Source organism: Streptomyces sp. NPDC091287, from assembly GCF_044768525.1.
GTDB lineage: Bacteria > Actinomycetota > Actinomycetes > Streptomycetales > Streptomycetaceae > Streptomyces.
The window spans coordinates 56,481-69,254 of sequence record NZ_JBIVUV010000024.1; the positions used below are offsets into that span (position 1 = coordinate 56,481).

At 71.7% G+C, this 12,774-nt stretch carries 15 protein-coding genes; 5 read left to right on the plus strand and 10 right to left on the minus strand.

Annotated elements, in window-relative coordinates:
- Window positions 1–40 precede the first annotated feature (40 nt).
- From ACIQRW_RS33125 to ACIQRW_RS33145, 5 genes are all read right to left on the minus strand, one after another.
- A complete protein-coding gene (locus tag ACIQRW_RS33125) occupies window positions 41–397 on the minus strand; it encodes a DUF2620 domain-containing protein (protein ID WP_403767567.1) in 357 nt (118 codons plus the stop codon).
- 76 nt (window positions 398–473) lie between these two features.
- Window positions 474–860, minus strand: a complete 387-nt coding sequence (locus ACIQRW_RS33130; RefSeq protein WP_403767570.1) for a PRD domain-containing protein — start codon at window positions 858–860, stop codon at window positions 474–476.
- Window positions 861–955: 95 nt separating this feature from the next.
- Window positions 956–1,894, minus strand: coding sequence for a GntR family transcriptional regulator YhfZ (yhfZ, locus tag ACIQRW_RS33135; protein ID WP_403767573.1), 939 nt, complete (start codon window positions 1,892–1,894; stop codon window positions 956–958).
- An 81-nt stretch (window positions 1,895–1,975) separates the two neighbouring features.
- On the minus strand, window positions 1,976–2,188 hold the full coding sequence (locus ACIQRW_RS33140; RefSeq protein ID WP_403767576.1) for a hypothetical protein: 213 nt from the start codon (window positions 2,186–2,188) through the stop codon (window positions 1,976–1,978).
- Between the two features lie 350 nt (window positions 2,189–2,538).
- A complete protein-coding gene (locus tag ACIQRW_RS33145) occupies window positions 2,539–3,015 on the minus strand; it encodes an RrF2 family transcriptional regulator (protein ID WP_403767579.1) in 477 nt (158 codons plus the stop codon).
- A gap of 155 nt (window positions 3,016–3,170) precedes the next feature.
- Here ACIQRW_RS33145 and ACIQRW_RS33150 point away from each other — a divergent pair, with 155 nt between their 5' ends.
- Window positions 3,171–3,911: an SDR family oxidoreductase gene (locus ACIQRW_RS33150; protein ID WP_403767582.1), complete on the plus strand. Its 741-nt coding sequence runs from the start codon at window positions 3,171–3,173 to the stop codon at window positions 3,909–3,911.
- Between the two features lie 71 nt (window positions 3,912–3,982).
- Here ACIQRW_RS33150 and ACIQRW_RS33155 read toward each other — a convergent pair whose 3' ends face one another.
- Window positions 3,983–5,881 (minus strand): RICIN domain-containing protein, encoded by a 1,899-nt coding sequence (locus tag ACIQRW_RS33155; protein ID WP_403767585.1) that lies wholly within the window; start codon window positions 5,879–5,881, stop codon window positions 3,983–3,985.
- A 217-nt stretch (window positions 5,882–6,098) separates the two neighbouring features.
- On the opposite strand from ACIQRW_RS33155, the gene ACIQRW_RS33160 reads away from it, so the two are divergent.
- The gene (locus tag ACIQRW_RS33160; protein WP_403767588.1) at window positions 6,099–6,761 is read left to right on the plus strand and encodes a TetR/AcrR family transcriptional regulator; all 663 of its coding nucleotides are present in this window, start codon (window positions 6,099–6,101) and stop codon (window positions 6,759–6,761) included.
- A 22-nt stretch (window positions 6,762–6,783) separates the two neighbouring features.
- Here the strand turns inward: ACIQRW_RS33160 and ACIQRW_RS33165 are convergent, their stop codons facing one another.
- Entirely contained in the window at window positions 6,784–7,278 is a 495-nt protein-coding gene (locus tag ACIQRW_RS33165) for a hypothetical protein (protein WP_403767591.1), read from the minus strand.
- A gap of 230 nt (window positions 7,279–7,508) precedes the next feature.
- On the opposite strand from ACIQRW_RS33165, the gene ACIQRW_RS33170 reads away from it, so the two are divergent.
- A complete protein-coding gene (locus tag ACIQRW_RS33170; protein ID WP_403767594.1) occupies window positions 7,509–8,420 on the plus strand; it encodes a LysR family transcriptional regulator in 912 nt (303 codons plus the stop codon).
- On the opposite strand, the gene ACIQRW_RS33175 is transcribed toward ACIQRW_RS33170, so the two are convergent.
- Window positions 8,409–9,479 (minus strand): MerR family transcriptional regulator, encoded by a 1,071-nt coding sequence (locus ACIQRW_RS33175; protein WP_403767728.1) that lies wholly within the window; start codon window positions 9,477–9,479, stop codon window positions 8,409–8,411. The genes ACIQRW_RS33170 and ACIQRW_RS33175 overlap by 12 nt on opposite strands.
- 93 nt (window positions 9,480–9,572) lie before the next feature.
- On the opposite strand from ACIQRW_RS33175, the gene ACIQRW_RS33180 reads away from it, so the two are divergent.
- Window positions 9,573–11,102, plus strand: coding sequence for an alpha/beta fold hydrolase (locus tag ACIQRW_RS33180; RefSeq protein WP_403767597.1), 1,530 nt, complete (start codon window positions 9,573–9,575; stop codon window positions 11,100–11,102).
- Window positions 11,103–11,143: 41 nt separating this feature from the next.
- Here the strand turns inward: ACIQRW_RS33180 and ACIQRW_RS33185 are convergent, their stop codons facing one another.
- Entirely contained in the window at window positions 11,144–11,554 is a 411-nt protein-coding gene (locus ACIQRW_RS33185) for an Ohr family peroxiredoxin (protein ID WP_215103269.1), read from the minus strand.
- Between the two features lie 116 nt (window positions 11,555–11,670).
- Between ACIQRW_RS33185 and ACIQRW_RS33190 the strand changes: the two genes are divergently transcribed.
- Window positions 11,671–12,159, plus strand: a complete 489-nt coding sequence (locus ACIQRW_RS33190) for a MarR family winged helix-turn-helix transcriptional regulator (RefSeq protein WP_403767600.1) — start codon at window positions 11,671–11,673, stop codon at window positions 12,157–12,159.
- Window positions 12,160–12,185: 26 nt separating this feature from the next.
- On the opposite strand, the gene ACIQRW_RS33195 is transcribed toward ACIQRW_RS33190, so the two are convergent.
- Window positions 12,186–12,731, minus strand: coding sequence for a TetR/AcrR family transcriptional regulator (locus tag ACIQRW_RS33195; RefSeq protein ID WP_403767603.1), 546 nt, complete (start codon window positions 12,729–12,731; stop codon window positions 12,186–12,188).
- Window positions 12,732–12,774 lie beyond the last annotated feature (43 nt).

Sequence of the window (12,774 nt, forward strand, 5' to 3'; positions counted from 1 at the left end):
TCACTCCTTGGTGCCCGGGACGATGAGAAAGAGGCTGGGATCAGCCGCGGGCCGCGATGGCGCGGGCCATCAGCGGGGCGATGACGTCGATCTGGTCCATCGAGAAGCCGAAGGCCTTCTTGCCGTCGGCGAGCAGCGCGGCGATCGCGTCCTCGGAGGGGACGCTCCGGCCGAAGGTGTGGCAGAAGGCGCTGCCCAGGAGGCCCACGAGCACGCCCAGCGACGCTCCGGCGCCGGTGTGGCAGGTGCCCAGGTAGTAGTCGGCCTGGCCGACCCGCAGCTTCATCGCGGCGTCCATGTCGCTGGAGGGGACGACGTCGAGGGAGTCGATGCCGAGGCTGCCGATGGCCTGAGTGACCTCGACCTTGCCGACTCCACCGGTGAGGATCTTCGTCATGGCTGTTCTGCTTTCTGCGTGTTCCCGCGGGGTGAGCCACGGAGAGGGGATGTACGGGAGAAGAGGCTGGGACCGGTCAGGACGTGGGGGCGGGCGGGGAATTCCGGGCCAGTACGGCCAGGTGCATGCCGAGGAAGTTGATCTCGGATCCGGGGAGAGCGGCCCCGAGCTCCCGCTCGGCCCGTGCGGCGACGGCCCGGGCGCGCGCGACCGCTTCCGGGTGGTCCGCCAGCTCGGCGGCGATCTGGTCGTCGGTGAGGAACTGCTCGATCGGCTCACCGTTCAGCAGACGGCCGATGGCCATCATGAGATGGCTGGTCAGCATGGATGCCGTCGCCTCGGTGACAAGGTGTCCCTCGGCTTCCAGGGCGGCGAGCTCGGCGGCGACGAAGTCGGCCACCTCGGGTTTGACCTGACCGCCTTCGCGGAACAGCTGGATCCGCAGTGCGAGCTGGTCGTCCATGATGGTCCTCCTCAATCAACAATAACCAGGATTCTGTATTTTCAGGGTGTGCGGCGCTCCGGGAGATCCGCGTCGCGGCGCGCCGGGCCGTCGGGTCAGTACGAGGGGACGCGTTCCCCGCGCAGCACCTCACTCTGCAGCCGCGTCACCGTCGACAGGTCGAGCGACTCGCGGACGGCGGCGAGCGCCTTGGCTCCCTCGGTCCGGCCGATCACGGCGGCGGTGGAGTTGCGCAGGGCCAGCTCCCGGGTGACCTCGTCGCCGAGCGGCACCACATCGACGCCGAGCCCGAGCCGGTCCTGCGCCTCGTCGAGGTTCCAGACGGTCGCGTCCACCTCGTTCCGTGCGAACAGGTCGTGCAGTTGCATGTAGGACGCCTCCCGCCATTCGATGTCCTCCCGGCCGGCGAACACCCGCTCCACGAGCATGCGGAGATCCTCCGAGGCGTGATCGATCGCCACCCGGAGCCCCGGTGCGGACAGGTCCGCCCCGTGCCGTACGAGCATGCCGTGCGCGCCGACGTACGTGGCGGGGCCGAGGTCGGCCACCAGCTCCACCGGATGCTCGGCGATCAGCTGGTCGGCGGCGAAGCGCGACAGCACCACCAGGTCGACCTTGCCCTCCAGCAGGGCGGCGGTGCGGGCTCCGGCGCCCCGCATGAACGTGATCGCGAACGGTGCGCCCGCCTCCTCGAAGGCGCTGCGGAGTCCGGTCGCCAGCCCCTCGTACCTGCGGGAGTAGGGGAGCGGCATGGCCGCGAGCAGGGTGCCGAGGCCGGACAGCCGCCACAGGACGGTGCGGTCCGAACGGACCAGGAAGGTCCCCAGGTGGCCGCGCGCGGTCGTGGAGATCGCTCCGGCCTCCTCCAGCAGCTGGAGGGCCGCCTGGACGGTTCCGTTGCCGCAGCCCAGCTCCTCGGCGAAGTCGCGCACACGGGGCAGCCGGGTGTCCGGCTCGTGATGCAGGAGCAGGACGGCCAGCTGCCGGGCGGCGAGGCCGTTGCGCGTGAGGAGGCGGTCGTCGAGGTCGTTCACGAATCAAACAGTAAACAGGATTCTGGATACTGACAAGGGTCGTGTCGCCGGTCCTGCGCGCGGAGCCGTGCTGGGCCGGGGTCAGTCGGGCAGGGGGACGCGGATCAAGGGGTCGAACGGGCGCTTGTTGAATCCGCTGCGCACATTGCGGCAGGTCGGCGCCTTGCACATGAAGAACTCGTCGACGCTCCGGCGGCCCGTCCGGCCGCGGAGCCAGGTCTTCTCGTCGGTGGTGAGAGGGCGGTGCTGCTCATCGGAATCGCATGTGCAGCAGTACATGGCGCGGGCCGGCACGGGACCTCCTGAAGCGGGCGAACTGGCAGAAGGCGAAGCATATGAGGGCGCGTGGGGCGTAAGCGGTGTGCGGCGCGCGCGATCCTGTCGGTGTCGGTGTCGGTGTCGGTGTCGGTGTAAGTGCGGGCGCGCGTCCCGGACCCCGCGAGCCCGACGTGATCCGAACGAGAAGCCCTAGGTCGTGTCCGCAAAGTCTCGTCTGGCCCACGACGCCTGGCACGCACTCTCGCGGCGTTGCCGAAATGCCCGAGTAGCTCCGCTACTAGGACACTCCGGCGCCTTGCGAGAGCACGCACCAGACGCCGCGGGCCCCGCCCAGAGGGCGGACGACGATACTTTGCGGACACGCCCTAGGTGTCGGACGGGGTCAGCCACGCGCTGATGCCGCCCAGTGCGCCGGGTCCGTAGTCGGAGGTGACGTCGGCGGCGAGGTCGGCGACGGTGATCGAGCGGAGGGCCTCGCGCCAGGCGGCCTCGGCCCGGCCCATGGCGCGGTTGATGGCGCAGGGGGCGGTGCAGGACTCCGGGGGAGTGGCCATCGGGCCGCGCTGCCGGATCTCGGTGCAGACGAAGGCGGGCCCCGGGCCGTCGACCGCCTCGACGACGTCGAGCACGGTGATGAGCGCCGGTGAACGGGTGAGGACGTAGCCGCCCGCCTTGCCCTGGACCGACTGGACGAGTCCGGCCCGCGACAGGGCCTGCAACTGCTTGGCGAGATAGCTGGGCGAGACGTCGTGCAGCTCCGCCAGCCGCGCGGCCGGCGCGGGTTCCTCCGTCGAGGTCAGCACGACGCAGCAGTGCAGTGCCCATTCGACGCCACCAGACATTTTCACTTCTTCACTCTAATCCACGGCCACCGATACCCGGATAGCAGCTGTCCGAGTAGTGTTTCGGACAGAAGATGTCCGCGTTCGGTGCGGGGGTGGCGGTGACGCCCTCCCCGGGAGCCGGACGGGACACGCCATCGAGGAAGGGCAGGGCCATGCACATCGCTGTCATCGGCGGAACCGGACTGATCGGATCCCAGGTGGTGCGGGATCTCGACGCGGCCGGTCACCGCGCTGTACCCCACTCCCTGTCCACCGGGGTGGACGTGATCACCGGCGAAGGGCTCGACGCCGCACTCGCCGGTGCGGACGTGGTCGTCAACCTGACCAACTCGCCCACGTTCGACGACGCCTCGCCGGCGTTCTTCCGTACCTCGATGGACAACCTCGTCGCCGCCGCCCGGAAGGCGGACGTCGGGCACTTCGTCGTCCTGTCGATCGTCGGGGTCGACCAGGTGCCCGAACTGGACTACTACCGGGCCAAGACGCTCCAGGAAGAGATCCTGCGGGCCGGCCCCGTGCCGTACTCCATCGTTCGCGCCACCCAGTTCATGGAGTTCCTGGACGCGGTCCTCTCCTGGACCGCCGACGACGACACCGTCCGCCTTCCGCGCACGCGACTCCAGCCGGTCGCCGCCGCCGACGTCGCCGCCACCGTCGCCGAGGTCGCGGCCGGCGCACCGCTCCAGGGCACCGTCGACCTCGCCGGGCCCGACGCCTACCCGTTGGACGAACTGGGCCTCATCACACTCCGCGCCAAGGGCGACAGCCGCTCGGTGACCACCGACGACACCGCCGGAATGTTCGCCGCCGTCAACGGCGACGTCCTCACCCCGAGGGGCGACGCCCGCATCGCCCCCACCCGCTACGCCGACTGGCTCGCGCGGCACGCCTGACGGGGGAGTCGCTGAGGACGCGCACCGCGGCGTCCCCCGTCAGGGAGCCGCCGCGGTCCCGGTCGTCCGCGTCAGCGGGTCAGGGTGAACGCCTGGGCCGGGGAGCCGGAGCAGGGCTGCTGGGACAGCCTGGCCCCGTCGGTCGTCGAGGAGTTGTCGATACCGAGGCACTTGCCGCTGTGGCGGGCGACGAAGCGGTACTGCCCGCCGCCGGCCAGGGCCTCCGGCCGCCACTGCTGGTTGACGCCGCCCCCGTACGACCACAGGTGCACCTTGGTGCCGTCGGCGGTCGCCCCGGAACCGCCGTCGACGTCCCAGGCCTTCGCGTTGTGCCGGTTCACCACCTGGTAATGGCCGCCGTCGGTCGGCCGGAACTGCCAGCCCTGGTTGGCTCCGGTCCCGCAGGCCCACTGCTGCAGCGCGGTGCCGTCGGCCGTACCCCAGTCAGCCGCGTCGAGGCAGGCCCCGCTGTTGGCGTTCCGCACCTGGTACCACGCGGCGGGGTCGATGGAGCCCGCGGGCGGCTCCGTCGTACCACCGCTCCCGTCCCAGGTGAAGGTGGCGACGGCCCCGGCGGGCAGGGTGTACGCGAGCGACCTGCCGTTGTCGGTCAGGGAGAACCGCTGTGCTCCGGAAGCGGTGTTGACGACCACGGCCGCGCGGCTGCCGTCGCTGTTCTGGAAGGCGACGTGTCGCACCCCTCCGGCGTCCTGGCTGGTGGAGCCGATCCGGGTCGCGCCCGCCTTGACGAACTTGGAGACATGGCCGAGGACGTAGAACTCGGCGTTGCGGGTGACCTGGCCGCCGTTGATCTCCACGATGCCGTTGCAGCGGTTGGTGCAGTGGCCCTGGTGGGGGCCGCCGTTCTGGTCGAGGGCGAGGTTCCAGTTGATGACCGTCTCACCGCCGTTGCGCATGTTCTGCACCACGAGGTTCTCGGCGTGCCACTTGAGCGTGTCGCCGAACGTCGTCGCCGGGTTGGCGCTGTCGGTCCCCGAGCACTCCGTGAAGAAGACCCGCTTCCCGGCGTCGGCGATCTGTTTCTGCGCGGCGGGCGCTCCGCCGTAGCAGTGGAACGCGGCGCCGATGATCCGCTGGATGCCGCCCGTCCGCGCGAACACGTCGAGCGGGTAGTTCGGATGGTCCCAGTTGTGGTCGTAGGCCAGGATGTTCGTCGGCAGGTTCGCCGCGGTGAGCGCCCCGTCCAGCACCCGCAGGAAGTCCGCCTGTTGAGCCGAGGTCATGCTCATGGACGGGTAACTGGTCGCGAACTCCGGCTCGTTCTGCGCCGTGAGGTCGGTGAGGGCGATGCCCTCCTGGCCGTACGCCCTGATCGCCTTGACCAGGTAGTCGGCGTACGCCTGATAGTGCTCGGGCCGCAGACTTCCGCCGTTGAGCGAGTTGTTGGTCTTCATCCAGGCCGGCGGCGACCAGGGGGAGCCCATGAAGCGGATGGCCGGGTTGATGGCCGTGGCCTGCTTCAGTACCGGAATGATCTGGCTCCGGTCCCGGTCGATGGAGAAGGCGCCCCGGGTGTCCTCGTACGTGTACGCGTTGCTGTTCGCGTCGAAGTCGGTGCTTCCCAGGGGCTGACGAAGGTAGTTGAGCCCGATGCCGTCGCCCTCCGTGGAGAAGAGCGACCGCAGCACCGCGGTGCGCTGAGCCTGGGGGAGGCTCTGGAGGAGATGGGCGGACGCGCCCGTCACCGATGCCCCCGCGCCGGTGAACTTCTGGCCCTTGTCGGCGGCGTCGATGCGGATGTCGACCGCCTGCGGGGCCCCGGTGAAGGGGACGGTCCCTTCCGGGGTGAGCTTCTTGGAGCCGTCGGGAGTGGTGACCCACACCTGTGCGGCCGGGTCGGCTGCCCGGGCGGTGCCGACGGCGCCGTCGACGCCGAGTGCGGCCACGGCGAGGACGAGCGCGGCGGCTGCCGCGCGCGCTCCGGAACGTGCGGGAGTGGAGCTTGGCATGGTTGCGGCTCTCCTTGGGTTCGTACCTGCTGACAGGTTGCACCCCGGCCGACGGAGGGCGCGGCGGACGCCTCGCTCCGGGCGTGCCGGTCACAAGAGGGCGGGACAACGGCATGAAAGCACACCCACTAAGTGGTTAGTAAGTAGTCGGTCCCGGTGTTCTTCCCCGTTGCCCGGAAGATCTTCACCGGGGCTCCGGCAGGCTTAAGGTGAACCGGTGAGCAACCAGTCAGTGGGCAGGCCGACGCGCGGTCCGGCCAAGCCCCGCACGCCGCGCAGCCCGGAAGCCCGGCAGCGACAGCAGGACATCCTGGCCATCGCCATGGACACCTTCGCCGCCCGTGGTTACAACAACGCCTCGCTGGCCGAGATCGCGGACCGGGTCGGCCTCACGCAGGCGGGGGTGCTGCACTACTTCCGCTCCAAGGCCCTTCTCCTCACCAGCGTGCTCGAACTGCGCGACCAGAGAGACATCGAGCACCTCGGCCCCGCCCGTCCCGAGGGGCTGGACTTCCTGCGTCACCTGGTGAACACCGCCCTGCGTAACGCGGAGCGCGAGGGCATCGTCCGGCTGTACGCGGTGCTCTCGGCGGAGTCCGTCACCGACGACCACCCCGCCCAGGACTACTTCCGTGACCGCTACCACGGGCTGCGCGCCTTCGTCGCGGACGCCCTGCGCGAGGCCTGTGCACCGCCCGCCGGGCGGGAGGACCTGACCGAGAACGCGGCCAACGCCATCATCGCGGTCATGGACGGCCTCCAGGTCCAGTGGCTTCTGTCACCGGAATCCGTGGACATGGCCGCGTCGACCGATCTCGTGGTCACCTCACTGCTGGCGACGCTCGACCCCGAGCGTTTCGGCCCGCGCACCGCCGGCTGAGCGCGTCGACCGGGCCGGTCGCCTACTCCAGGTCGTTGCGTGCGGCGAGACGCAACAGGACGCCGATCAGGGCGGGTTCCAGGCCCAGCGACGTGAAGGTGAGGGGTGGTGCATTCAGCCGTTCGACCTCGACACGGTGGGATGCCATGAGGAGGGAGGCGCTGCTCGTCCTGCGCAGACCGGTCACCTCCCGCCACACCACCGCGTCCCGCACCCCGCCGAGCGGGCCGGTGACGGCGATGCCTCCCTTGTGCAGCCGGCACTGGTTGCCGCCGTACCGCGCTGTGACGAAGCGCCACACCAGCCGCAGTCCGAACAGGACGAGCACCACGGTCGCGGCCACGGCCCCCTTGAGCAGCGCGGAGTTCGGCCTGACCCACACCAGCGCGACGATCATGACGACCACCAGCAGGGTGATGGTGCGCACCGCGAACTGGGCGAGCGCGCCCACGATCCCCACGGCGTGGTACGTGCCGATCCGCTGCCCCAACTCCGGTTCGCTCCGGGTCCGCCACACGATGAACCGCCTTCTCGGGATCGAAGCCACCGCGCCCGCGCGTCCTCGGCTGAGCGAGCTGCGGGCCCGGACGGTCGCGCGACCGTCCCTCGGCGCCACCGCGGACCCGACGCTATGGCTGCCCGAGACATGACACCAGCGACCGAATCGCATCGGACCCATGCGCGACCCGAATGCGATCGGGGAGGATGCCGGTGTCCGGGCGACGGGCGCGGCGACAGGGGGAAGACATGTGGGAGAACGAATCGCTCCGGTTGCTGGTCACCGTGGCCGAGACCGGATCGTTCACGCGGGCGGCGGCCCGGCTCAACTACACGCAGTCCGCGGTGTCCCGGCGGATCGCCGCGCTGGAACACCGGGCGGGCGGACCACTGCTCGTACGCCTCCCGCGAGGTGTACGGCTCACTCCCGCCGGGCGGGTGCTGCACCGGCACGCGGTGGACGTGCTCGACCGGCTGGCCCGGGCCGAGCGGGACCTCACCGTGCTGCACGCCGGAGACGGTGGGCCGCTGCACACGGGCGCGTTCGCCACCGCCAACATCGCCCTCCTGCCGGCCGCGCTACGAGCCCTGAAGGACGCCCGGCCCGGGATCGAGGTGGTGGCCGCCGAAAGCCCGACCGGCACGCTGATGCGGCAGCTCGCCGACGGAACGCTGGACCTCGCCGTCGTGAGCGACTACCCCTACGGCCTGCCCCCGGCCGACGGGATCACGACGACCGTGCTGTGCGAGGACGAACTGCTCGTCGCCCTCCCGCGCCGACATTCCCTGGCCGGGGCCGAGGCCGTCGACCTGTACGAACTCCGCGACGAGACCTGGATCCAGAGCGCGTACGGCGACCGCCCCACGATGCTCGCCGACGCCTGCGCCCGAGCGGGCTTCACCCCGAAGAGGGTCATGCGGATCGGCGAATGGGCGGGCAAGTTCGGCTACGCGGTCGCCGGGCTCGGCGTGGCCCTGGTCCCCTCGCTGGCGGCGCCGGCGGTCCCCGGCGAACTCGTCCTGCGCCCCCTCACCGACCCCGCCCTGCGCCGGACCGTGCACGTGGCGCTCCCCGACACACCGCTCGCGGCGGCCCTGGCCCTGCGGGAGTCCCTGAACGGGGTGGTCGCGGAGCGCGAACAGCCCCGCTCACCGGGGTGATACGGCCCGCGCCCCGTCCGGTACGCCCGTTCCGGGCGAGGGCGCGACGGAACCGGGCCCCTCCCGCACGTCCACGCCGTCCATCGCCTCCAACTGTGCGCCCAGAGAGGCCAGGAGCCAGTCGTGCGCGGAGCCCGGAGTCGGCTCAAGGCGGCCGCCGGGAGCACTGATCACCTCGGCCGTCAGGTCCCAGTAGCGGTCGATGCGCGGATCGGCCGCGAGCCGCCCGGCCAGTACGCGGCGGAAGGCGGCCGTGTCGGGGGTGCCGTACGTGCTCGCGTACGCGTCCACGAACCCGTCCAGCGCTTCGCCGGGACAGGGCTCCGCATCGCGGCGCAGCTCCCCGCCCGCCAGGTCGTAGGCCTCGGCGAGACCCGCGTACAGCACGGCCGACGCACGGGCCCCCGCGACGCCGTGCGCCCGGGGCTGGCAGGAGCCGCCGCCACCGCCCCCGCCGCCGCACGGACGGGTCACGTAGGCATGCAGTCGCGCGAAGGCGAGGACCTGGTCCGGCCGCGGGGCGTCGGGCAGGTCCGGCACCGCCGCCTCCAGGAACGCGGTGACCGACCGGGCGGGCATGCGGGGTGGCAGCCACGCACGCCAGAATCGGGCCAGCGAGGCGGTGCTCGGCGGGGCGGCGACCGCACCGACCAGCCGCAGCCGGTCGGGCCGTGCGGCCGGCGGGCTCTCCTGCACCAGCCTGAGCGCGGCCTCCCGCCAGCGCAGCGCGGCGAGCTCGGAGCCCAGGGAGCGCAGCCGGGCGGCCACGGCATCCTCCAACGCACCACCCTCCCCGGCCCCGTCGCCCCGCTCGTCCTGCGCGTCCTGCTCGTCGAGGATGCGACGCACCGCGGGAACCGGCAGGTCGAGGCCGCGCAGTGAGCGGATCATCCGCAGCCGCTCCACGGCCTCCGGGGCGTATCTGCGGTGCCCGCCGGCGCTGCGGGACGCCTCCGGAAGCAGCCCTCGATCCGAATAGAAGCGGACGGTCTTGACGCTCACGCCCGTGTGCTCGGCCAGTTCGCCGATGGTGCACAGACCGTCGTACGACGAGAACACTTGAACCTCCACCAGGGGGAGTTCCTACGGTAACGGCGAGCGCTGCCGGGAGATCGGGCCGGGGCGCGGGAGACACCGTGACGAGGAGGGACCATGACCGTATTCATCCTGGTGGCCGGGGCGTTCACCGGACCGCATGTGTGGCGGGACACCGCCGCTCGGCTGACCGCGGACGGCGCCGAGGTGCGAACGGTGGCGCTCACCGCGCTCGGCGGACGCCCCGCGGATCCCGGCGAGGCCGTCGACCTGGAGACCCATGTCGCGGACGTGCTCGCGGTGATCGACGCGGTGGCGGCGGAGACCGGCTGCGAGATCGTGCTCGTCGGCCACGACTACGGCATCCACCCGGTGCTCGGCGCGGCCGACCGGAGGGCCGGGGCGATCGCCCGGATCGTCTACCTGGACGCCGGGATGCCGCGGGACGGAGTCCCCGCCCTGGCCGCAGTGCCCGACCAACGACTGCGCGAGGAGGTGATGGAGCGCGCCGCCGGAAGCGGGGAGCGGGGGACCGGCGGTGAGCTGCCGCCCCCGGCCCGGGACGCGTGGTCCCGCTGGGGGAGTACCGCGGGTCTCTCCGGGGCGGTGCTCGACGGCCTCACCGCCCTCGCGGCACCGCAGCCGCTGGGCACGCTGCTCCAGCCGCTGAGGCTCACCGGAGCCGTGGCCGACGTGCCCGTGACCGGGGTGCTGTGCACCGGCAACGGGCCGGGCGTCGAGATGCTCCAGATCCTGGTGGACGTCGGCGATCCGGCCCTCCGGTCCCTGGCGGAGGCCCGGGTGCCCTTCCTCGAACTGCCCACGGGGCACTGGCCGATGCTGTCCTGCCCCGCCGCGCTGGCCGAGACCCTGATCGAGGCCGCGTCCGGCGGGGGACACCGGCTGACCGCCGCCGACGCCTCCCGTACGCCCGCCCATCTGCGGCCGTTCCTCCTCGACGTGCCCGAAAGGCCCCGCGAACGGACCGGGAACACCGACCTGTACCTGCCGGACGGTCCGGGCCCGCACCCGGCCGTGCTGTTCGTGCACGGCGGACCGGTGCCCGCCGAGGCACGGCCCACGCCCCGGGACTGGCCGACCCTGACGGGATACGCACGCCACGTCGCCGGGCAGGGAGTCGTGGGCGTGACGCTCGACCACCGCCTGCACGCCGTGACCGACTACGAGGTGGCCGCCGCGGACGTGGCCGACGCGGTGGAGCGGGTGCGCGCCGATCCGCGGGTCGACGCGGACCGGATCGTCCTGTGGTTCTTCTCGGGCGGCGGCCCGATCATGGCGGAATGGCTGACGGACCCACCGCCGTGGCTGCGCTGCGTGGCCGCGAACTACCCGATCCTCGCGCCGCTGCCGAGCTGGGGGCTGGGCGACACCCGTTTCCACCCGGTCCGGGCGGTCTCCCGAGCCGGTCGCCTTCCCCTCGTGCTGGTCCGGGCGGAACGCGAGAGTGCCGAAATCGCCGCGACCGTCGAGGAGTTCCTGACCGAGGCCGCCCGCTGCGGAGCGAACGTCGAGGTCATCGACGTACCGGAGGGGCGTCACGGCTTCGAGACCCTCGACCCGACCGACGGGGCGCGCGAGGCCGTGCACCGCGCGGTGGGCGCGGTGCTGGCCCGCTTGAAGGGGTGACGTCCCGATGCGAATGAGGGGGTGAACCGGGGGCGGGGCGACTATTCGATGACCAGCTCGACGTCGATGTTTCCCCGAGTGGCTTTGGAGTACGGGCAGTAGGCGTGGGTGGCCTCGACCAGCTTGCGCCCGGCCTCGCCCGCGAGGGTGTCCGGGAGTTCCACGCGCATGACCACCGAGAGCCCGAAGCCGTCGCCATCCTTGCCGATGGAGACCTCGGCGGTCACGGACGCGTCCTTGGTGTCGACCTTCATCTCGCGACCGACCGCGGCCATCGCGCTGGCGAAACAGGCGGCGTAGCCGGCGGCGAAGAGCTGCTCGGGGTTGGTGCCCCGGCCGTTGCCGCCGAGAGCCGGAGGCATGGCGAGGGGGAGGTCGATCTGACCGTCCGAGCTCACGGCACGGCCCTCGCGGCCGTTGGCGGTGGCGGCGGCGGTGTACAACGCGTCCATGGGTGGTGACCCTCCACTGGAGCCCCGACCGGGATGGTCGCGGCGACAGGAATAAAGATTGCACACAACTGAATTGTGCACAACTCAATGGCGTGGTCGGCGGTACGCTGGTTCTCATGACCACTGCTCCGGGCGGATCGCCCGATCTCTCCGGCGTCCCCGACGCGGAGCTGCTGCGACTGGACCACCAGGTCTGCTTCTCGCTGCACGCCGCGTCGCGCGCGTTCGGCGGCTTCTACCGGCAGGCTCTCAAGGACCTGGGCCTCACCTACTCGCAGTACCTGGTCATGCTGGTCCTGTGGGAGCACGGCCCCCAGCCGGTCAAGGGCATCGGGGAGCGCCTCCAGCTGGACTCCGGAACCCTCTCGCCGCTGCTGAAGCGGCTGGAGACGGCCGGACTGGTCCGGCGCGAACGCAGCCGCGAGGACGAACGGTCCGTTCTGATCGACCTGACCGACGAGGGCGCGCGCTTGCGCGACCGCGCGCTGTCGGTCCCCCGTGGCGTGCTGGACGCCACCGGCCTGTCCCTGGACGAGGTTCTGGGGCTGCAGGACGTCCTGGGCCGACTCACCGCCGCCCTGGGCGAGGCCGCCGACGCCTACTGAGCCGCCGAGGCCGACATGACCGGCGGTCAGCCGTCGCGGCGAGTCAGGGCGTCGGCGATGCGGCCGGCGACCGCCCGCCGCATGTCCGGGTCCAGTCGCCCCGCGGTCAGGGATTCGTACAGCCACAGGCCGTCGGCCGCGAGGCGGACGATGAACCGGTCGAGCGCGGCCGGATCCTCGGCCGCCGACGCCGGGGACGGTGCCCACCGTTCCGTCACGGCTTCCCACACGGCCGCGTGCGCGGGATTCGTCGAGCCTTCGAGCATCAACAGGAGCTCGGCCCGCGTGGCGCTCTGGATGGCGACCCGGGTGTAGGCGGCGAGCCGTTCCTCCCGGGTGGCCTCGGCCGCGGGCTTGCCGGCCGCCGCGACCAGGTCGGCTTCCCACTGGTCGGCCAGATGCTGGTGGATCGCCCGGACGAGGTCGTCGCGCGAGGCGAAGTGGTACAGGAGACCGCCCTTCGTCAGCCCCGCCTCCGCGGCCACGGAGTCGAAGGTGACGCTCTTGACGCCTTCACGTTGTACGACACGGGTAGCGGCTTCGAGGATCTGGGTCCGTTTGCTGGTGCGCATGTGTTGCTCCCGTGCCGTCGGGTCGGTGATGTCCGGGACTCGG